Below are 21,133 nucleotides of genomic sequence, written 5' to 3' on the forward strand. Positions count from 1 at the left end.
GTTTTATTTTTTGTCATCATTATTAAGCAGGGATTCGCTTAAAAGGCTTGATAAAAAAACGGAAAATAAAATTACTTATAGATTTGAATATAGAGGGTTTGTAGTCATCCAAGATGACAATAAGGCTGGGTAACTGAATTAATTTTTGAAAGCTTTTAGGTAGCACTTTAATATTATTGTGTTCAAAATTAAGTACACTGAGGTTAGTTAGCTGGCCAATACTATCTGGAAACTCATTAAGTTGATTGTTGTCTAGTGTCAGTTGCTCTAACTCTATTAAATCACCAATGCTATCTGGAAGTTCAGTGAGTTGATTGTTGTCTAGTAAAAGAACTGCTAATTGATGGAGACAGCCTATATTACTAGGCAATGTGGTTATTTGATTGTTTTCGAGTGCTAGAACAGTCAACGTCGATATATTGCCAATACTGTCAGGTAATATGGATATTTTATTACCACTAAGTGTTAATAGACCTACTTGAATGTCATTTGGAAACTCAGTGATTTTATTATTATTCAACGACAATCCGTATAACTCAGAAAAATCCCTAAAACTATTGGGTAATCGCTCAATTTGGTTGTTATTTACGCTAAGCAGTGTTACTTGTGTGCATCTTGGAAGTTCAGTGAGCTGATTAAAATCCAGATTAAGCGTGTGTAATTGTGTCAAATTAGAGATATTAGATGTGATATTTGATATCTGATTATTAGGCAGATGAATATTTACTAGTGAAGGAACATTATACAAAGCTTCAGGAAATTGAGTAAGATTGTTATCGCTAGCATTAATGATAGATAGCTCGGTAAGCTTACTAATATCATTAGGTATGTGAGACAGGTTGTTTTCAGAGATTTCAAGATGCTCTAATAGATAAAGCTCAGTAATGATTTCAGGGAATTGACTGAAGCTGTTGTTACCAATACTCAGTAGTGAAAGCTGGGTTAATTTGTTCATACTATCTGGTAATTCTTTGAGTTTATTGTCAGATAGCATCAGCTCGTCCAGCGCGGTGAGATCACCAATGCTATCAGGCAGAGAGGAGAGGTTATTTTCATGTACACTTAGTGTTTTTAGTTGCTGTAGTGCACCAATCCAGCTTGGTAGTTCAAGTAATCCACAATCAGAAGCTTCAAGAACTTCTAGTTTAGTAAGGTTGTAAATACAACTGGGTAAGTGTGTTAACGTATTATTTGCAAAAGCTAACTGAGTTAGTTGTGTCAGGCTAGCTATACTATCAGGCAGATTCTTCAAACTATTAAAATTCAGGTTAAGCTTAGTGAGATTAATAAGGTTGCTAAAATTATCAGGTAAGGTCGTTAAGTTGTTAAGGCTCACATCAAGCGTAGTAAGGTTAATAAGATTGCCAAAACTATCGGGCAGATCATTTATTTGCTTGGACGCCATATTTATTTCTGTGACTTGATCCAATTGTCTGACGCTTCTTGGAATAATGTCTTCTGAAATATTATTTTTAATAGCCCAATCAATAATCGGTTTTAATTTTTCGTACTTTGTATCCCAATTTTGTTCGGTCATTATTCTGCTCTACTGTCTGTATGATGAATGGCATGCAGTATTTGCTCATAAGCGTCGCGTAGGCTCAGCTTCTGCGCGTCTGTTACCTCATTAAGCGTCAGACAGCGTTCAAATACTTCTAACTCATTTAAATCTTGTAAGGTTTCAGAGGCTGACTCTTGATTGAGCACCTTATCATAAGTGGAAAGGTTTTTGATTTTCAGTACCTCACATGGCAAGCCGTCTACTATAGCTTCTATTTGTTCACGCAGATTGGCAACAATGTCATCGCCAGTATAAATAACTTCAAGCCAAGTTGACTCTAACGATGAGCACGACTGCGTCAGCGTATGAATGGTTGTCTCAATGGTTTGCATATCACCTGAGACTTGCGCTAATGACTGAAAACAAGGAATGGGGACAGAGAGGACTTGCATGTCACGGTCAGTGTCGTGATGCAGCAATGTCGAATCTTTACTAGGGTTTTTATCTCTCGTAAGTTGAGGTAATAACTGGTGATTACTACTTAGAGGGTCGTTACTTTCTGATTCTGATAACGATATAATTTCCTCTTTAGAAGTATCTTCAAAGCCAAATAAGTCATCCATAAAGTCGTTATTGCTCTTAGTACTGCTCAAGGTTTTCTTATTTTCCGCAGGAGTAACTTCCGTTTGTAGGTCTGAGCTATTAATAACACTATCATTCATGAATTTTTCATTACCAAACTGTACCAGTAATACTTGCTTTTGTTGCTTAGCCTCACCAAATCCCATCGCGATTGGCGAGCCTGAATAGCGAATGCTCTCACGACCACCGACGCGTTGCGGTACGTGCAAATGTCCAAGTGCAACGTAGTCAAAAATTTCATCGAACATGTCAGCAGAAATTTTACCGAGTGAGCCGACATAAAGCTCACGCACACCATCATCATCAGTGGTGGTGCCACCAGCTGCAAATAGATGCCCTGTGGCAATGATGGGAATGTGATGCTGGTATACTTCAACTAATTGAGCTTGCTTCGCTTTAGCAATGCTAGCTACTTCATCATAATGGGCACGAATGCCTTTAATGACATTGGCGTCTTTGCTATCAGCCGACTCGCCAGCACTACTGCTACGGACATCACGATCACGCAAATAGGGAACAGCCGCAATAATACAATGCGGGTTTCCATTTGTATCGTCTAACACCAATACTTCATCGTTTAAGTCTTCACAAGCAGTACCAATAACATGGACGTTTAAAAACTTGAGTACGTTACTTGGTGCATCTAAAAATGTCGGCGAATCGTGGTTACCTGCGACGATAACGATATGTTGACAGCATGATTTTGAAACCTTACCTAAAAATCCATAATATAGCGCTTGAGCTCTATTGCTTGGGGTCATGGTGTCAAAGATATCACCAGCAACGATTAGTATATCCACTTTCTGTAGGCTAATGGTGTCTTGCAACCAATCTAAAAACGACTCAAATTCGGCATAACGCATTCGTCCATAAAGCCTGCGCCCCAAATGCCAGTCGGAAGTATGAAGGATAGTGAGAGGTTTGGTAGTAGATACAGGCATAATTGAGTTTCATGATGGATAAAAGACATCGATTATTCTAGCAAGAATTGGTGCGATTTGCTTTGTTATAAACTTACCAGTAAAGCAAAGTAGATAAGAATGAGTAGTGACATTTAGCCGTAAATGAAACGATGATCGTTTATTAAAAATAATGGCTATTTAAAAAAGCTGATTAACAAAGCGGATTTTTAATAGTATTAAGTAACAAATGAATGGTACTAGAAAAGGTCCATATTTAGTAACATCCAAGCCATTATTAATATAAGGGTATGTTATGTCGTTGATCAGATTATGCACATTGGCTTTAATTGCCACTTCCTCTTTGGCTGCTTGTAGCAGTTATGAGCAAGCAAATATGAATAATAAAACCAGTGTGAGTCAAATAAAAGATAGCACCGCGTTTTTCCATTCGATCAAACCGAGTCATTCTGACGCAATCATTGGTCAAGTGATTGACGTCATCTCGCAAGACAGAGAGCAGCAAAAAGTCACTATCGTCGCTCAGGATGGACAGACGTATACCGCAGAAATCAGTAAAGCCAACTTTGCTCAGAAAAACGCCCATCAAATGCAGAAATTAACCATAGGCGATTATGTTGAAGTGATGGGAGAGCAATCGACATCACAATCAGAGATAGATAGTAAGCGCCACATTACTGTCCATGCGATGCCTTATATTTTGCGTAAAATTATCATCGCTGACCATCAAGTAGACTGTGTCGGTGTTGCGCCGCAATCATGCTTACTGACTAAGCCTGCTGAACAAGCTAACGCCGACTGGGAGTATCGATATAGTGGTATAGAAGGTTTTGATTTTGAACCTAATTATGAATACACTTTGCTCATTAAGAATACACCTATTAGCAATCCGCCTGCTGACGCATCATCAATTCATAGCACGCTAATAAAAGTCATTGAGAAACAAAAGACCAAATCTTAATTGTTAAAAATGAATAGCTCATAAAAGATCAATAGCGTTATACTAAATACTAAAAAGCCCTACTAATCTACTGGCAGGGCTTTTTAGAAATTGAAGATCATACGTCAACCAATCACTAACTGCTCCAAACCATCATCAGCCGTTGCCAAATTAGCCACCATAGATAACGCATGGGCTTGCTGGCTAGTATGATTTGCCTTTGGTGTAGCCGCTGTGCCACCACGTAGCCAGTTACTAGCTGTGGTGTCACTATTGTTGTTTTTCTGCTGATTTTGCAAATTATACCAAGCCAAATCATGATGGAGTGCGACCACGTCTCCCATAATGAGCAAGGCTGGCGTGGGTAGCTGGTTTTTTTCTTGCAACTCAACGATGTCGGCAAGCGTTCCCGTTAATACCTGCTGATTGGGCATGCTGGCATTGGAGACAATGGCAATCGGGGTATCACTACTGCGCCCTGCATCAATCAAGCCTGTCGTCAAACGCGCCAGCGAATGCAATCCCATATAAAATACGACTGTTTCATCCGTATTCAAAAAGCTCTTAAAATTACTATTGGGCGCGCCAGCCTTTAAAAATCCAGTGACAAAACGTACCGACTGTGAATGGTCACGATGGGTCAGCGGAATGCCAGCATAGCTTGCGGCGGCATTGGCAGCGGTAATGCCGGGGACGACTTGATAAGGGATACTGTGCGCACGCAAGCTCTCAATTTCTTCGCCGCCCCGCCCAAAGATGAAGGGATCACCGCCTTTCAGACGCACCACACGGCGACCTTCTTTAGCACTATTGACCAACAATTCATTAATGCCTAATTGCGCTACTGCATGATTGCTGCGTTTTTTGCCAACAAATACTTTATCAGCATCACGGCGGCATAGATCTAACACTTGCGGTGAGACGAGCGCATCATAGTAGACGATATCCGCTTGTTGCATCAAACGCAGCGCTTTAAAAGTGAGCAGCTCTGGGTCACCTGGGCCTGCACCAACGATATAGACTTCGCCTACATTATTTTGTAGGGTTTGAGGTTCTGTGGATATATCATTTTCTGTATGTTTTTCAGTGATAATTGATGCTGTTTTATCTAAATCGGCTTGTAATTGTGCCGCCGCTTCATCTTCATTACCAGCAAACATCAGCTGACTGACTGGACCTTCAAATGCTTTTTCCCAAAACTGCCTGCGTCCTGTCAGCGTAGGTATTTTAGTTTTCACTTCGCTACGAAAATCCCCAGCAAGCTTTGCCAATTTACCATAGCCTTGTGGAATCAAGGTTTCGAGGCGAGCGCGTAATAGACGTGCCAACACTGGCGCTTTGCCGTTTGACGATATGCCAATCACGATTGGATTGCGATCAACAATCGCAGGGAAGATAAAATCGCATAAATGTGGCGTATCGACGACGTTTACAGGGATATTTAATGCCGTAGCATCGGCATGAATTTGATGGTTCAGCGCTTCGTCATCCGTGCCAGCGATAATGACGCGTGCGCCTGTCATATAAGTTTTATTATAATTCTCATAAATGAGTGCGTGCTTACTGTCACTGAGCAAGGCTTGTAGTTCAACACAGATATTTGGCGCAAGAACAGTGATGCACGCGCCAGCACGGCTGAGCAAATCTGCTTTACGTAGCGCCACATCACCGCCGCCAACAATGAGTACTTTACGGTCTTCTAATTTAAAAAATAATGGAAAGGTGTTCATAGGATTACCTGTAATTCATTCAATGTAAGGTATGTCGCTATTATGAGGTATCACAGGCATACGCTCACGTAGCGAATTGGCATTAGCATATTCGTTTTTGTCATGTTGGTGAGGGTTTTTGGTGTAAAAGGGAATAGGTAAGGCGTGAAATACAGAACTAAAAAAGCCACAGGCTTACGTCAAAGCTTGTGGCTGTCATGTAGATTAGATTTTTGCATTAGATATTAGCAATAATGAGATTTGACCACGTACAAAAACCTACTCAAACTCACTCAGCATCTTAGTCATACGGGCATCTTTTTGTTGCCAGATATCCTCTAACCAGTCAAACATCATTTTTTTGGTGGTTTCATCACGGTCATAGCCGCCGTCCATGATGGCAGCAAATAATTCATCTGGTATCTTTAAGCGAGTCACATCGACGCCCAAACGGCGAATATTACCTTTCCATAAATCATCATAGTCAGGCGCGCCGTCTGGGTAGACAATGGTCACGTCCAAGATAGAATCCAACTCATTGCCTAACGCATTAATGGCTAATGACAAACCGCCAGCCCGTGGTTTTAACAAATGCTGATAAGGGGATTTTTGCTGGTCGTGTTTTTCTGGGGTAAAGCGCGTGCCTTCCAAATAGTTTAATAGCGCGAAAGGTTTGTTTTTTAATTGACGACAGGCACGCTTAGCCTCAAGCAAGTTTTGTTTTTTAAGCTCTGGATTCTTGGCCATCGCTTTGGCAGAAAAGCGCTTCATCATCGGAAAGTCTAAGAAATAAAAGGCTTGACCGATAACAGGAATATAAATCAGATTAAACTTGGTAAAAAACCGTGTCAGAGGCAACGTATCTTGGCTGATATATTGCACAATGCTGGTATCAACCCATGATTGATGGTTGCTTACCAATAGATACTGTTTGTCTTCGCTCAGATCGTCAGGCAGGTTAATGCGCCAGTCTTTGTGAGGTAGGGCATGATCAATGACGGCGTTATTACTATTAATCCAGTATTTGGTAATCGCAATCAGCGCATCATCCGCAGCTTTTGCTCCTGTCAATACTTTTGCCGCTCCCAAAGTCCAGATGGGCAAGCCCACCATTGCACTATTGGCAGTAAGAACACTCGTACCAGTTAAAAAAGAGGCGGTCTTGCCTACCGCTGGTAGCTTATCGTGCAGTTTTTCATAGAGTGAATCGATTTTTTTTATAAAAGACATAATAAATATCCATATTAATGAGCGCGAGTGCCTATAAGGAAATAAAAAAGGATGAGTAACTTTGTCCATGATGTGGCTTTACAGCGTCGGTTTAATGCTGAGCAGCCACTGAGGCAAGCCATAGAATACCGCAATGTTAGACAATAAAACGTTCAAGAAACGTTAATTATTCAAATACTGACTTCTTTATACAGATAGAGATATTCAAAAATAATAGAAAATTGTCTATTAAGCGGAGTATTTGCTATAGTTTAGCGGCCTCTAATGAATACTTTATATAATAAGCTATTGTGAGGAATAGGAGGATGTATGTCATGGTTCACCATAGCGTATTAAGCGAGCTGTTAAAGCAATAAACGGTAGTCAATATGATTGTAGTGCTAATCTAAGGTGTTGAACATTATTCCGCGTGGCGCCGCGCTGAGTTTAGCGTCTGCTTTGTTTGGCATACTTTTATTATTGGCTTTTGTACTGACTCATCAAATAAGTTGGTCAATTTCTGGTATCTATCGCTATGATCTGTTGTTGGCTTATGCTTTGATTATTCAGGTTTTTTTGGTTTATTTCAAATTAGAGACACCACGTGAGGTATGGGTCATTGCTATTTTTCATATCATGGCCATGGCAATGGAGTTGTTTTTAACCCATCCCAAAATTGGTTCTTGGTATTATCCTGAACCATCCATTTTTAGAGTTGCCACTGTGCCACTTTTTGCCGGTTTTATGTATTCGGCCGTAGGTAGTTTTTTAGCGCGTGGCTTAAGATTGTTTAATGCCTCTTTTACCGACTTGCCACGTTTACTATGGGTGAGTGTATTGGTTATTTTTTCTTATGCCAACTTCTTCACTAAGTTTTTTGTCCCTGATATTCGCAATATATTGTTCATCGCTTCGATAATTTTATTTTGGAAAACCAGAGTGTTTTTTCAAATCCATCACAAAAATAATCTTCAATTGCATGATACCAAGCAATATCAATGTCCATTTTTACCATTACTGTTGTTCCTCGCTTTTTTGGTTTGGTTGGCAGAAAATATTGCTACTTTTACCAATATTTGGCGTTATCCGTCACAAGCAAATGCATGGCATATGGTAGGTTGGGGTAAGCTGGGCTCTTGGTACTTATTACTTATGTTAAGTCTAGTGTTGGTTTTGGCAGTCATGGGTAAAAGGGATGAGAAAGGCGGTTGGCAGTTAGCTCGATAATTTTGATACTTACGTGTGTCCTCATTGTTTTGGCGGTAGCGATTGAATGATATATTCAAATTTTGTGGGACTGAATATTGAATCTACTATGACAATAAAAAAACACCTCTTATATCTAAGAAGTGTTTTTATCGTAAAGCTACGAAATACCTAAAGCTACGAAATACCTAAAGCTGCGTATGCAAACCACACTCACGGCTTTCTTCTACTTTCGTTGGATCAAAGTAATCAAATTCATTCGGTAAGTGATGCTCTTCGAGATAAACATCTAAATCGGCGTCAGTGTTTTCAAACAATGGCGCTACTTTTAAGACGCCATCTTTTGACAAGCTAAGCACATCAAGACCTTGGCGGAATTCAGTTTGATCTTTACGAATCGCATTAAACCAAACATCTGGCTTTAACTCATCTAGCGCACGGCGGAAGGGCTCTAATTTTACTTGGTCAGTGAATTCATCATGCTGTGGGTTGTCGATACCTGGGATACCGTTCATGGTCGCGTCACGATACGCTGCCGTTTGCTTAGGAATATAGGTGATGACGTTTAAGTTTAAATCACGGATGACTTTATTGGCAAATTGATAGGTCGCATCAGTATTGTAGCCTGAGTCTACCCACAATACCGTGATGTCAGGGCGCTGTTTGGCCACCAAATGCAGAATCGCTGACTCGTATGGGCGGAAGTTAGTCGTGATGATTGGATTTTTTGCTTGAGTCAGTGCCCACTCAACGATTTGCTCAGGTGACTTACCTTGCAGGTCTTGGTTGGCTTGGTCGAGGTCTAAACTTGGATGTAATTGGCTCATAATACCTTCCTTAATGGTTGTTAATATAAAATCGTTGATTAAAAAATTTATGATCATTGTTAAAGCTAGGCAATTGAGGGTTCTGACGGTTTAGCAAACATCGGTAAATCCGAAGCACTTTGTCCATCATAACTACTGGCAAGGGCAGTAAATGCGTGCTCAATACCGAATTTAGAGTCTGGCTGCATGTCATGCTCGCTCAATACAAAGCTATCAACACCCATGCGCAGTAGATACGCGATTTGATCACGGCCAAACGCGCCAGCCACCCGAATCTCACCTTGGTAGCCAATTTGGCGTAGGGTACGTGCAAAGCTAAAGTTGCGACCATCAGCGAATTTAGGTACATCGATAACGATAAGCGCCTGCGTTGATAAGAAATCACTAAGACCTTCTAACGCATCAGCATCGGTGTCAGCCGTCACCCACAATCCAAGTCGACTACTGTGCTGTACAATCAGCTCATAAACCTCTTTAACCAGACCACCGACCTGCGCGCCTGATTCGTCTAATAGGTCAGCGAGCGGTACAATCACATCGGGCTTTTCTTGCCTTTGTAGCAACTCAAGCAACGTGATGTTTGTCGATACAATACTCTCTGGTAGCGCGTCCGTAGTGAGCACATGCCAGTTATCTTGACTGCTGATATCTGTGCCATGACTGTCCAAAATATGATGATTAGCCATAGACCTTCTCCTTAAATGGATCAATACCAACGCGCTCAACCAATTGACCAAAGCTTTCGACATCATTGTCGGTGCTGGCACGCAAGTCTACATAGACATCGACGATCTGCTGTATGGTATTGGCAACCTCAAGAGCAGGGACAGATTTACCTAATATTTTGCCAAGTTTGGCATCGTCACTGGAATTGCCACCAATGCTGATCTGATACCAATGCTCACCTTTTTTATCGACACCCAAGATACCAATGTCACCTGTATGATGGTGCGCACAAGCATTGATACAACCAGACATGTTTAAGCGAATCTCACCCAAATCATACAGATAGTCCAGATCATCGAACTGTTTTTCGATCTGTTCAGCGATGTTATGCGTGGTCGCATTAGCAAGCGAGCAGTAGTCCCAACCTGGGCAAACAATCATATCTGTTAGGGTATTAATATTAGCGCGTGCTAAATGCAACTCTGCTAGCTGCTGCCACAATTCATAGAGAGTGTTGGTTCGCACATCAGCGAATACCAGATTCTGCTGATAAGTACCACGCAGTTCACCAAAGCTGTATTTGTCAGACAGATCAGCCAGTGCATCCATCTGCGACTCGCTGACATCACCAGAGGGCACATATTTGCCATCGATCAAGCCTGCTTTGAGCGAAATAACGACCGCACGATAACCAGCGACTTTATGCGCCACCGTGTTTTGGTTATACCAATTGGCAAAGTCTTTATCAGCACTCAGTTGCTGTTGTAGCTCAGACTGTACTTGCAATGCGTCAAACGATGCATAGTCAGGCTCACTAAAGAAGCTGCTCGCGGTCGCAAAGTTCTCATCAGTCAACGTAAGTGGACCGTCTTTAGTATGGGATTCCCACTCGGCATTGACCAACTTAGCAAATGATGGGCCGCCCATGCTTTCGACCAAAATCTTGATACGTGATCTGTATTTGCTGCCTTTGTCACGGCGACCGTGCAAGTTATAGACACGCAAGATAGCGTCTAAATAACTCAGCAGATGCTGACGCGGCAAGAACTTATTGATGACTTTACCAAGGACTGGGATACGTCCTAGACCGCCACCGACCAATACTTCAAAGCCAATCTCGCCTTCATCGTTGGTTTTGATATGCAGACCCACATCATGTACTTGGGTTGCCGCGCGGTCATCATTGGTCCCGATAACGGCAATCTTAAATTTACGCGGTAAAAAAGCAAACTCAGGATGGAAGGTTGACCACTGACGAATAATCTCACAATAGGGACGTGGATCAGCGATTTCTTCTTTATGGATACCAGCATATGGATCGGTGGTTGTGTTACGAATACAGTTGCCCGAGGTTTGGATCGAATGCATCTGTACTGATGCCAGCTCTGCCAAAATATCAGGCACGTCTTCTAGCTTTGGCCAATTCAGCTGGATATTGGTACGGGTAGTGAAGTGCCCATAACCTTTGTCATATTTACGAGTAATCTCAGCCAATTTTCGCAATTGGTAGCTGGCAAGTAGCCCGTAAGGAATGGCGATACGCAACATCGGTGCATAACGCTGAATATAAAGGCCGTTTTGCAAGCGCAGCGGCAAAAATTGCTCTTCTGGCAGCTCACCTGCCAAAAACCGTTCGGTTTGGTCGCGAAACTGAGCGACTCGTTCTTCTACCAAGGTTTGGTCAGCGTAATTATATTGATACATGACGTAATCTCAATTTTGTTTTTAGTCTTAAAAGCAGTGACGAAAATGATTTGCGTGTGTAATCGGTCTTATTGCCAGTCGCAAGGTAAACCATTCAGAGTCACATCATATAAGCTTGCGTCTATAAACATAAATTCCTTTAAGACATATGTATATCCAAACACAGCATAAATTTTCATAACGAAAGTTAGGTAGCCTATGCTTATCAAACTTATCACTACCCATAAAGGTTATAAATCAATATGACATCTATCACCTCTAAGCAACCATCAAAACTCGTTCCTCCACATGGCAGTACTGAGCTGAAGCCACTATTGTTGAATGCTGAGGCACGCGCACAAGCATTGAAACTTGCCAGCACATTGCCGACCATTACGCTAAGCTCACGTGAGCGTGGTGATTTAATCATGTTTGGTATTGGCGGCTTTACGCCATTGAATGGCTTTATGAATCAAGCAGATTGGCAGGGTGTGGTTGATGATATGCGTTTGCAAAGTGGTGACAATGCGGGTCTGTTTTGGCCAATTCCGATCACCTTGTCTGCACCAAAAGCGACTGCAGATAGTTTGAGTCAAGGCGATAAAGTAGCCTTGATCGCTCAAGACGGCGAAATCATGGGTATCTTGACGGTAGAAGAAACCTATACCATCGATAAAAAGCATGAGTGTCAGCAAGTATTCACCACAACAGACCCAGAACATCCGGGCGTACAACAAGTTTTAGAGCAAGGCGAAGTCAATATTGCAGGTAGTGTCGAGGTATTGAGCGAAGGCGAGTTCCCAACGTTATATCCAGAAATCTACAAAACGCCAGCAGAAACGCGTGCTATTTTGGACGCTAAAGGTTGGAAAACGGTTGCTGCTTTCCAAACGCGTAATCCAATGCATCGCTCACATGAGTATTTGGCAAAAATTGCAATTGAGATCTGTGATGGCGTATTGATTCATTCATTGCTAGGGGCATTGAAACCTGGTGATATCCCAGCCGACGTGCGCCAAGAAGCCATTAAAACCTTGATTGATAATTACTTTAGACAAGACACTGTTATTCAAGCAGGTTATCCGCTAGATATGCGCTATGCCGGTCCACGTGAAGCACTGTTGCATGCCGTATTCCGTCAAAACTATGGCTGTAGCCACTTGATTGTTGGTCGTGACCATGCTGGTGTCGGCGATTATTATGGTGCATTTGATGCACAAACGATTTTTGAACAGGTTGGTAAAGATGATCTTATCACTCAACCACTCAAAATTGGCTGGACGTTCTGGTGTAATGCCTGTAATGCCATGGCTTCCGACAAGACTTGCCCGCATGAAGCGTCTGAACACGTTAAAGTATCAGGTACCAAGCTGCGTAAAGCGCTATCAGAAGATGAAGAAGTACCAGACAACTTTAGCCGTCCAGAAGTACTACAAATTTTGCGTGATTATTATGCTGGTATCGCAAGAGAGGAACGTGCTGAAGTAAAATTGGTTGGTGCCTCTGCGGTGTAAACCAAGATTATCAGCATACAAACCAGTATCAAAAAAAGGTGTCAGACGATAAGTCTGACACCTTTTTTTGATACTGGTTTTCAACGCCTCTTGCCTAAACTAGCGTTCGTTATCTATTAAATCTCTAAATCTGTTGTCAGCTTTTGATACTCACCGACCAATGTGCCACCGCCCGAACAAAAATAATTCAACGCGTATTTATCTTGACTATCAATAGTCAGCTTATCATCCTTAAATTGAAAGAATGCCGTACTGTCATTGACTTTGCTTTGGAAAATAATGCCGTGCGCGTCATCTTGACCCATTAATGTCGCCTTGCCATCAAACTGGCAACTGGGCTTTTTAATATCGCTACGGGCGCGAACCTTTATGTTGATTTGCTGATCACTCTCTGCCCGTACCATGACGCCAACCCAATCATAGCCTTGCGCGCGCTTTTCATAACCTTCATCAGCATAATCTCCAACGACTGCTTGCACAGCTGGCATGACATCGGCTATTGGTTGTTTTACGGCTTGGTGATTCACGCTAGGTGTCACGTTATTACAGCCACTTAAGGCAAACAGAGCCGCCGATGCGGTGAAAAATACCGAAAAAAAGCGTGAGTGACGAGCGGCACGAGGTGGAGACATGATCATTTAAGTACCTTTGATAAAGGAGTGATTAAGAGGAATGGTCGTTATCTAAACGAAACGCCTAACAGCATGGCTGTAAGGATATTAGAGATAGTATCGTTTACATAAAGGCTCGTCTATTTGACATACTCCCACCACTTTCGCCAAGCTCAAGTGGGGGATTCTAAAAGCAAACGCTCTTAGGCAACATTCTCACGAATATCACAAGTTTTCTGTTTCAACGGGCGACCCTTTACCGCATCTTCCCTCCGCAGACAACACGGCATGCCCTGCCGCTAATATGTTGCGAGCCGCGTTAACATCTGCGTTCGCAACATAACCACATTGGACGCACTCAAATTTTGATTGAGTTTGTCTATTTTCTTTGGCGACATGCTTGCAGTTAAAGCAGGTTTGGCTGGTGTAACGTGGATTGATTTTCACTAGCAGCCCACCTTGCCATTGCTGCTTGTACTCAAGCATATTGACCCAGCCTTGATCCAAAATTGATTTATTCAATCCTGATTTGGCTTTGACATTATAACCTTTTTTCTCCATCGACCCGCTTGCAGACTTCGACATATTGGCTACTTTTAAGTCCTCACAAGCAATCATAGCGTGGTTTTTGCTGATGCTGGTGGTGATTTTATGCAAGTAGTCATGACGAATATTGGCGATATGATGGTGCAATTTCTGTATCTTACGGTTTTGCTTTTTCCAGTTTTCACTGAATTTTACTTTCTTGATTAATTGACGCTGTAATCTAGCAAGCTTGAGTTGATTGGCTTTAAAGCTGTTTTTAGGTTTGATGTATTCACCATTTGAGGTGGTGAGTAGTTTGCTGATACCCATGTCTAACCCAATAGCGCTTATGGCAGGATGCCGAGGGTTCTCAGCCAGTTCACGTTCACACCCAAACGACACGTACCAGCGCCCTGATTTCTTGCTGATGGTGACGTTTTTGATGGTGCCGATAATGTTTTGGGATTTTCTAAACTTCACCAAGCCAATACCGTTGGGTAGTTTGACTCGATTGTCCTCAACACGGCAATATTTATCAAACTGAACCAAGCGAATTGAGTCGCAGCCATCGGACTTGTGCTTAAATCTTGGCATCAGTGGGCGTAGTTGGATCTCCGATCCATCAGCCAATTTAAAGAACTTGGGTTTACGGAGTTTCTTTTTATTTTCTTTTAACCTGGCATGGACTTTGGGGTCAAAAAAACGTGACCAAGCAGAGGCGAGATCACGTACTTTTTGTTGTAAAGCCACCGCATTTGAACTGGTTTTTAGGAAATTAAAATCAGGATTACTTTTTAAATCTATAATTTTATTAACCAGATTGGTGGCATTAATAAACTCGTTGTTAGCAAACATCTCAAATGAGATTACCAGCATTTGATTCCAAACAAAACGCGCAGAGCCGACAAGATTATTTAAAATAACCGTTTGCTCCGTATTAGGCTCAAGCCTAAATTTATACGCTTTGTTGATCTTCATAAACACTTTCTTTATTAATGAGTGTGTATTTGATATTATGCTTATAATTCTAGCACTTAAGGGTATTTATTACAATGAGTGAGATATATAAAAATCGCTATGCCGCCTTTAACCTGCACGTTCATTTGGTTTTTTTTACCAAGTACCGAAAAAAAGCTTTAGTTGAGTTGCATCATGATTATTTTAGTGAGTGTGTTGCTGAGGTCTGTAAAAGTTTTGACGCTGAGCTAAAGGAGTGTAACGGTGAGGCAGATCACATTCACATGCTTATTCAGTATCCGCCAACGGTGCAGTTAAGCAAGTTGGTTAATAATCTAAAGTCAGTCACAAGTAGACGAATGAGAGGCGATTTCATTGAGTTAAGAGCAGCTTATGCCAAGCCGGTGCTTTGGTCCCGATCTTATTTTGCAAGCTCTTGTGGTGGTGCGCCATTAGATATTATTAAGCAATATATTCAGAATCAGCGAGGCTAGCCTAAGCCTTGTAAAATAATTAATAAAATGACTTATGCCAAGTTAATCACTCGATAAGCGCATTTGTCACTAAGCATTTAACTCACATGCTGTTAGCATATTTCTCATTATCTATAGAACCGCATCCAAAGAATTATGCGCATTAATAAGATTGTTAATGCTGTGGAAAACGCTTCTATCAAAATTATCGAGAGCACTCATGCAACCAGATAACAAAAGTATTCAGCAAATATCTCAAAAGCATCATTTTGCTAACCTCCATACATTTATTAAGGATAAAAAGACGCCAACGCCGCTCGCCAATATCAGTGTTAAAGTTGGTAGCGTACTAGCCTTTGCCATGCTAATGACAGGCTGTAATCCTACCGAAGCCACTCAACAAGACGGCTCGAACGCGACAGGTGATGCAAAAAATATCAGTTTATTAAATGTCTCTTATGATGTATCACGCGATTTTTATAAAGATTATAACGCTTTATTTAGCGCAGATTATCAACAAAAGCATTCAGACAGTCAGGTCAATATCAACCAATCACATGGTGGGTCAAGCAAACAAGCATTGTCGGTTGCCAATGGTCTGCAAGCAGATGTAGTCACTTTAAACCAAGAAAGTGATATGAATCTGTTGGTGAAAAAAGGCTTGGTCACAGCTGATTGGCAGCAAGCGTTCCCGAACAATGCGGTGCCTTATACCAGTATCATGGTGTTATTGGTGCGCGATGGTAACCCCAAAAACATCAAAGACTGGTCGGACTTGGCGCGTAACGATATCGACGTAGTGATACCAAACCCGAAAACCAGTGGCACCGCGCGTTATGCGTTTTTGGGTGCTTATGGTTACGGATTACATCAATTTAAAGAAACGATGCAAAGTCCTGCCAAAACGGATGATTTTATCAAAAAGCTACTGGCAAACGTGGTCACTTATGACAATGGCGCACGCGCCGCAACGACCAGCTTTACTCAGCGCGGGCTGGGCGATGTGCTCATCACGACCGAAAATGAAGCGCATTTAGCCGCCAAGCAATTTGCCAAAGGACAGGTCAATATCGTTTATCCCAGTTATTCTATTGTGATTGCGAACCCAGTGGCGGTCGTAACAGCCGTCACTGACAAAGACGGCAAGACGGCAGCGGCGAATGCTTACTTAAAAGGCTTATGGGACACCCCAGCACAAGAGCTGATGGCAGAGATGTATATGCGTCCAAGTAACCCACAAGTGCTGGCAGCTCACAAAGCAACTTTGCCTGATATTGAGACTTTTGAGCCGGTAGCAGTGTTTGGTTCTTGGGAGCAGATCATGAGCACTTTCTTTGTCGATGGTGGGCGTTTTGATCAGCTGGCAAGAGTGAAGTAGGGAGCCGTTTATCAAGAGATTGTCAATGGCCTGATACATACTCAAAGTGCTCAATTTGTATGAGCCAGAGCGGGTAGTTAGTAGTGTGTCAGCGTTATGTATTAACGATACTATTTAAGTGATTGATAACCTTGTATTTATCCCTTTGTTATTCCATTTTGGCAATAACATACGCATATTCATCATTAAACATAATAAGATGGCACTGTTAGCATACTTGCATTACTTAACAGATACCTTTGAGGGATTTATGACATACGCTTTGCACTATCAACAAAAAAGTAAAAAACGTAACGTCTTGAGCATTGCAGGCGTTGCATTAACCTTGGGGCTGGCTGGCTGTAGCAATAGCGAGACAGAGACGACTGCTAATGCAGATGGCACCGCTGCCACAGAAGGTCAAAATATTGAGCTACTGAACGTCTCATATGATGTGGCACGTGACTTTTATAAAGACTACAACCCATTATTCGTTGAGCATTATAAAGCGGAAAATCCAAACAGCAATATTCTAATCAAGCAGTCACATGGTGGCTCAAGCAAACAAGCGCTGTCGGTTGCCAATGGTCTGCAAGCAGATGTCGCTACCATGAACCAAGGCTCTGATATTGAGTTACTTGAGAAAAAGGGTTTGGTTGAGTCAGATTGGGAAAGTAAATTCCCAGACAATGCCGTTCCTTTTACCAGCACCATCGTATTCCTAGTCCGTAAAGACAATCCAAAAGGTATCAATGACTGGGAAGACTTGACCAAAGAAGGCGTTGAGATTGTCATGGCCAATCCAAAAGTGACGGGTAATGGTCGTTATGCATTCTTGGGCGCTTATGGTTATGGCTTGCACGCTTTTGATAAAAACGAGACCAGTGCCAAAAACTACGTGAAAGACATGCTTAAAAACGTCAAAGTTTATGAGAATGGCGGGCGCGCCGCGACCACTACATTCGTTCAACGTGGTATCGGTGATGTCCTAGTGACTTTTGAAAATGAAGCCAACCTTGCTGCCACTGATTTCGGTGCTGGTAAAGTAGACATCGTTTATCCTAAGTACTCTATTAAATCAGAAAGCCCTGTTGCGATTGTCAAGTCAGTGACAGATAAAAAAGGCACAACGGATGCTGCAAAGGCTTATCTTGACTACTTATGGAGCGAGCCTGCTCAGCAGCTAGCAGCCAATCTATACTTGCGTCCTAGCGTCAAAAGCGTCCTTGATAAAAATGGTGATAAATTACCACCGATCGAAACCTTCCGTCCAAATGATGCCTTTGGCACGTGGGATGAAATCATGGGTACTTACTTCAGTGATGGCGGTGTATTCGACCAGCTAGCCATTAACGCACCGCAGTAATCACTTGCTAAGTGCATAAGAGAAGCTACTGCGCTAGCAAATGCAGCCAGTCACACCATTAGTCATGCAGAACCTCATAAAGGACATGGTCATATACGCTATGTCCTTTATACCGTAAGCACACTAATAACTACCTGATAGCATGGTTTTATGGACGATATCATCGTTAAATGCTTTCTGTTAAGTGCTCTTTTTAAGTATCAATAGTGAAAACCCACGTGAAGCAATAACAATAAATAGTAATCATCGCTAAGTACGATTGGTTAGGCAATAGGACATCATTATGAGTGCAAAAACATCTCCTGCCAGCAAAGCCCCTGCAAAAAAAGGGTGGTTAACACGTTTGCGCCAACGCAATGTGCTGCCAGGGTTCGGCCTGAGCATGGGTATCACGGTCTTTAGCTTGTCGCTATTGGTGGTATTACCGTTTGCCATGATGGCCTACACCACGACTCAGATGGGTTGGACTGGATTCTGGGAGACGATTAGTCAACCGCAAGTCACTGCTGCTATCAAGCTAAGCTTATGGATGTCGTTTTTAGCGATGCTCACCAATATGGTGTTTGGCACATTGGTCGCTTGGGTGCTCGTACGCTACGAGTTCTGGGGTAAGTCGTTGATTAATGCGCTAGTTGATTTACCATTTGCATTACCAACGGCGGTCACAGGCATTTCGCTTGCGACCCTTTATGCCCCTAATGGTTTGATTGGACAGTGGTTTGATAAATTTGGCATTCAGGTCGCCTTTACACCTATAGGTATTTGGCTCGCCTTGGTTGTGGTCAGTTTTCCCTTTATTGTCCGTGCGGTACAGCCTGTACTCGCTGAGCTATCGGTTGAATTTGAAGAGGCAGCCGCGGTATTGGGTGCCAATCGCTTGACGACGTTTCGCAAAGTAATTTTGCCAGAGCTGTTGCCCGCTTTACTCATGGGTGCAGGGATGATGTTTGCTCGTGCCACTGGCGAGTACGGTTCGGTTATCTTTATCGCTGGCAATATTCCCATGCAATCAGAGATTTTACCGCTCATTATCATTAGTAAACTAGAGCAGTTTGATGTTCAAGGGGCTTCTGCAGTTGCATTATTTATGCTACTGATCTCATTTGTGATCTTATTGACCATTAACATCATGCAGTGGAAACTGTCGCGCCGTGTAGGAGCTCGCTAATGCAAATATCTAATAGCTACGACTACCAGAGCAACGCAGCGACTAAAGATACGCCATGGATACGCCTTACCTTTATCGTCATCGCAGTGCTATTTATGGTCATCATGTTGGTCATTCCGTTGCTGGCTGTGTTCTATGAAGCTTTTAAAGGTGGCTGGCAGTTGTATATTGCCTCGCTGGTTGATCCAGAAGCCTTACAAGCCATTAAACTGACGTTAATTACCGCGGCTATCGTCTTACCCATCAATATGGTGATGGGTATCGCAATCGCATGGTTAGTAACGCGCTATCAGTTTAAAGGTAAGCAGCTGGTCACCACTTTGCTTGATCTGCCATTTTCAGTATCACCCGTCGTTGCAGGTTTGATGTTTGTTTTACTATTCGGACTCAATTCCACCATTGGCGGCTGGCTTGAGAGCATGGGATTCCAAGTTATTTATGCGGTTCCAGGGATCGTGCTCGCTACTTTATTTGTCACCTTTCCCTTTGTAGCACGTGAGCTGATACCGCTGATGCAGACGCAAGGCGACTCTGAAGAGCAAGCGGCATTGACCTTGGGCGCAACTGGTTGGCAGACGTTTTGGCATGTGACATTACCCAATATCAAATGGGCACTACTTTATGGTTTAATTTTGACCAATGCGCGGGCAATGGGTGAGTTTGGGGCAGTGAGTGTGGTATCTGGTCATATTCGCGGCGAGACCAATACCATGCCACTACTGGTTGAGATTGCTTACAATGATTATAACTTTACCGCCGCTTTTGCCTTATCAAGTCTACTTGCCGCGCTGGCGCTCGTGACGTTGCTTATTCAACAAGTCATGACTAAGCTACAAGAGCGCAAATTTGCCAAGTCCGAACGGCTGGCAAGTGTGCCTGAGTTACTGGTAAGTGCCAACGCTACTAAGGCTACCAATACTACTGATGCAACAACCACTGAAAGTTCGGATAAATGATAAGCAAAATTATCTACACTTGGTCTGCACAAGGGCTGGCATTAGATTTAATTTAATAATGTAAAGGCGGTAACTAAAAAATCTGCCACGATACCAAAGATATAATAAGAGAACCCATTATGAGCATCGAGATTCGCAACGTTAATAAAAAATTCGGTCAGTTTACCGCCTTAGATAATATCAATATCACCGTGCCGACTGGCAAGCTGACCACTTTGCTGGGACCATCAGGCTGTGGCAAAACGACGTTGCTACGCATTATCGCCGGCTTAGAATATGCTGACTCAGGGCAAATATTGTTTGATGAGATGGATGTGACCAATACGCCAGTACAAAAGCGCCATATTGGCTTTATGTTTCAGCATTACGCATTGTTTCGTCATAAAAATATCGCCGATAATGTCGCCTTTGGACTGACCTTGTTACCAAAGAATGAGCGGCCAAGTAAGGCAGATATCAATAAGCGCGTTGCTGAGCTATTAGACTTGGTGCAGTTACCACAAGTGGCCAATGCTTATCCGCATCAACTCTCTGGTGGTCAGCGTCAACGGATTGCGCTGGCTCGTGCCTTAGCAGTGAAGCCGAAGTTATTGTTGCTCGATGAGCCTTTTGGCGCACTCGATGCCAAGGTACGTAAAGAGCTGCGCACGTGGCTAAAGAACATCCATCATGAGCTTGGTATTACCAGTATCATGGTTACTCACGATCAAGAAGAAGCCCGCGCCGTCTCAGATGAGATCGTGATCATGAATCAAGGGCGGGTAGAGCAGGTAGGCACATCGGAGGAGCTGATACACCAGCCAGCCAATGCGTTTATCAGTGATTTTTTAGATTTGGCATAGTAAAATTTGGTGCAGTTCTTCTATTATCACCCATAAAAAAAGACCTACAATAAATAGGTCT

16 protein-coding genes and 2 pseudogenes are annotated in these 21,133 nt (G+C 42.5%); 9 read left to right on the plus strand and 9 right to left on the minus strand.

Going from position 1 to position 21,133, the window contains the following annotated elements:
- Positions 1-22: 22 nt before the first annotated feature.
- Positions 23-1,537 carry a leucine-rich repeat domain-containing protein gene (locus tag JFC08_RS04785; RefSeq protein WP_198329905.1) on the minus strand — a complete coding sequence of 505 codons (1,515 nt, stop codon included), beginning with the start codon at positions 1,535-1,537 and terminating at the stop codon, positions 23-25.
- Entirely contained in the window at positions 1,537-3,084 is a 1,548-nt protein-coding gene (locus tag JFC08_RS04790) for an exonuclease SbcCD subunit D C-terminal domain-containing protein (protein WP_198329906.1), read from the minus strand. The genes JFC08_RS04785 and JFC08_RS04790 overlap by 1 nt, the downstream gene beginning before the upstream one ends.
- A gap of 274 nt (positions 3,085-3,358) precedes the next feature.
- Between JFC08_RS04790 and JFC08_RS04795 the strand changes: the two genes are divergently transcribed.
- Positions 3,359-4,024 carry a DUF4377 domain-containing protein gene (locus JFC08_RS04795; protein WP_198329907.1) on the plus strand — a complete coding sequence of 222 codons (666 nt, stop codon included), beginning with the start codon at positions 3,359-3,361 and terminating at the stop codon, positions 4,022-4,024.
- A gap of 104 nt (positions 4,025-4,128) precedes the next feature.
- Here JFC08_RS04795 and cysG read toward each other — a convergent pair whose 3' ends face one another.
- Positions 4,129-5,733 carry a siroheme synthase CysG gene (gene cysG / locus JFC08_RS04800; RefSeq protein WP_198329908.1) on the minus strand — a complete coding sequence of 535 codons (1,605 nt, stop codon included), beginning with the start codon at positions 5,731-5,733 and terminating at the stop codon, positions 4,129-4,131.
- Between the two features lie 258 nt (positions 5,734-5,991).
- The gene (locus JFC08_RS04805; RefSeq protein ID WP_198329909.1) at positions 5,992-6,942 is read right to left on the minus strand and encodes an acetyltransferase; all 951 of its coding nucleotides are present in this window, start codon (positions 6,940-6,942) and stop codon (positions 5,992-5,994) included.
- Between the two features lie 390 nt (positions 6,943-7,332).
- Between JFC08_RS04805 and JFC08_RS04810 the strand changes: the two genes are divergently transcribed.
- Positions 7,333-8,148, plus strand: a complete 816-nt coding sequence (locus tag JFC08_RS04810; RefSeq protein WP_198329910.1) for a DUF817 family protein — start codon at positions 7,333-7,335, stop codon at positions 8,146-8,148.
- 167 nt (positions 8,149-8,315) lie between these two features.
- Here the strand turns inward: JFC08_RS04810 and JFC08_RS04815 are convergent, their stop codons facing one another.
- The 3 genes from JFC08_RS04815 to JFC08_RS04825 form a co-directional block, all read right to left on the minus strand.
- Positions 8,316-8,954: a phosphoadenosine phosphosulfate reductase domain-containing protein gene (locus JFC08_RS04815; protein WP_198329911.1), complete on the minus strand. Its 639-nt coding sequence runs from the start codon at positions 8,952-8,954 to the stop codon at positions 8,316-8,318.
- A gap of 65 nt (positions 8,955-9,019) precedes the next feature.
- Positions 9,020-9,640 (minus strand): DUF934 domain-containing protein, encoded by a 621-nt coding sequence (locus JFC08_RS04820; protein ID WP_198329912.1) that lies wholly within the window; start codon positions 9,638-9,640, stop codon positions 9,020-9,022.
- Positions 9,633-11,324 carry a nitrite/sulfite reductase gene (locus tag JFC08_RS04825; protein ID WP_198329913.1) on the minus strand — a complete coding sequence of 564 codons (1,692 nt, stop codon included), beginning with the start codon at positions 11,322-11,324 and terminating at the stop codon, positions 9,633-9,635. The genes JFC08_RS04820 and JFC08_RS04825 overlap by 8 nt, the downstream gene beginning before the upstream one ends.
- A 242-nt stretch (positions 11,325-11,566) precedes the next feature.
- Here JFC08_RS04825 and sat point away from each other — a divergent pair, with 242 nt between their 5' ends.
- Positions 11,567-12,817: a sulfate adenylyltransferase gene (gene sat / locus JFC08_RS04830; RefSeq protein ID WP_198329914.1), complete on the plus strand. Its 1,251-nt coding sequence runs from the start codon at positions 11,567-11,569 to the stop codon at positions 12,815-12,817.
- 116 nt (positions 12,818-12,933) lie between these two features.
- On the opposite strand, the gene JFC08_RS04835 is transcribed toward sat, so the two are convergent.
- The gene (locus tag JFC08_RS04835; protein ID WP_227697646.1) at positions 12,934-13,449 is read right to left on the minus strand and encodes a hypothetical protein; all 516 of its coding nucleotides are present in this window, start codon (positions 13,447-13,449) and stop codon (positions 12,934-12,936) included.
- Positions 13,450-13,631: 182 nt separating this feature from the next.
- Positions 13,632-14,931 (minus strand): annotated as a pseudogene (locus JFC08_RS04840) (RNA-guided endonuclease InsQ/TnpB family protein).
- A 74-nt stretch (positions 14,932-15,005) separates the two neighbouring features.
- Between JFC08_RS04840 and tnpA the strand changes: the two are divergent.
- The 6 genes and pseudogenes from tnpA to JFC08_RS04870 form a co-directional block, all read left to right on the plus strand.
- The gene (gene tnpA / locus JFC08_RS04845) at positions 15,006-15,404 is read left to right on the plus strand and encodes an IS200/IS605 family transposase (RefSeq protein WP_198329916.1); all 399 of its coding nucleotides are present in this window, start codon (positions 15,006-15,008) and stop codon (positions 15,402-15,404) included.
- 340 nt (positions 15,405-15,744) lie between these two features.
- The gene (locus JFC08_RS04850) at positions 15,745-16,761 is read left to right on the plus strand and encodes a sulfate ABC transporter substrate-binding protein (protein WP_198329962.1); all 1,017 of its coding nucleotides are present in this window, start codon (positions 15,745-15,747) and stop codon (positions 16,759-16,761) included.
- 250 nt (positions 16,762-17,011) lie between these two features.
- A complete protein-coding gene (locus JFC08_RS04855; RefSeq protein WP_198329917.1) occupies positions 17,012-18,106 on the plus strand; it encodes a sulfate ABC transporter substrate-binding protein in 1,095 nt (364 codons plus the stop codon).
- Positions 18,107-18,389: 283 nt separating this feature from the next.
- Complete coding sequence (gene cysT, locus JFC08_RS04860; protein WP_198329918.1) at positions 18,390-19,274, plus strand: sulfate ABC transporter permease subunit CysT; 885 nt, start codon at positions 18,390-18,392, stop codon at positions 19,272-19,274.
- Positions 19,274-20,230: a sulfate ABC transporter permease subunit CysW gene (gene cysW / locus JFC08_RS04865; RefSeq protein WP_198329919.1), complete on the plus strand. Its 957-nt coding sequence runs from the start codon at positions 19,274-19,276 to the stop codon at positions 20,228-20,230. Before cysT ends, cysW begins: the two co-directional genes overlap by 1 nt.
- Positions 20,231-20,349: 119 nt before the next feature.
- A pseudogene (locus JFC08_RS04870) lies at positions 20,350-21,069 on the plus strand (sulfate/molybdate ABC transporter ATP-binding protein); the annotation flags it as partial.
- Between the last annotated feature and the right edge of the window lie 64 nt (positions 21,070-21,133).

Origin of the sequence: Psychrobacter cibarius (genome assembly GCF_016107535.1) — a bacterium.
Taxonomy (GTDB): Bacteria; Pseudomonadota; Gammaproteobacteria; order Pseudomonadales; family Moraxellaceae; genus Psychrobacter; species Psychrobacter cibarius.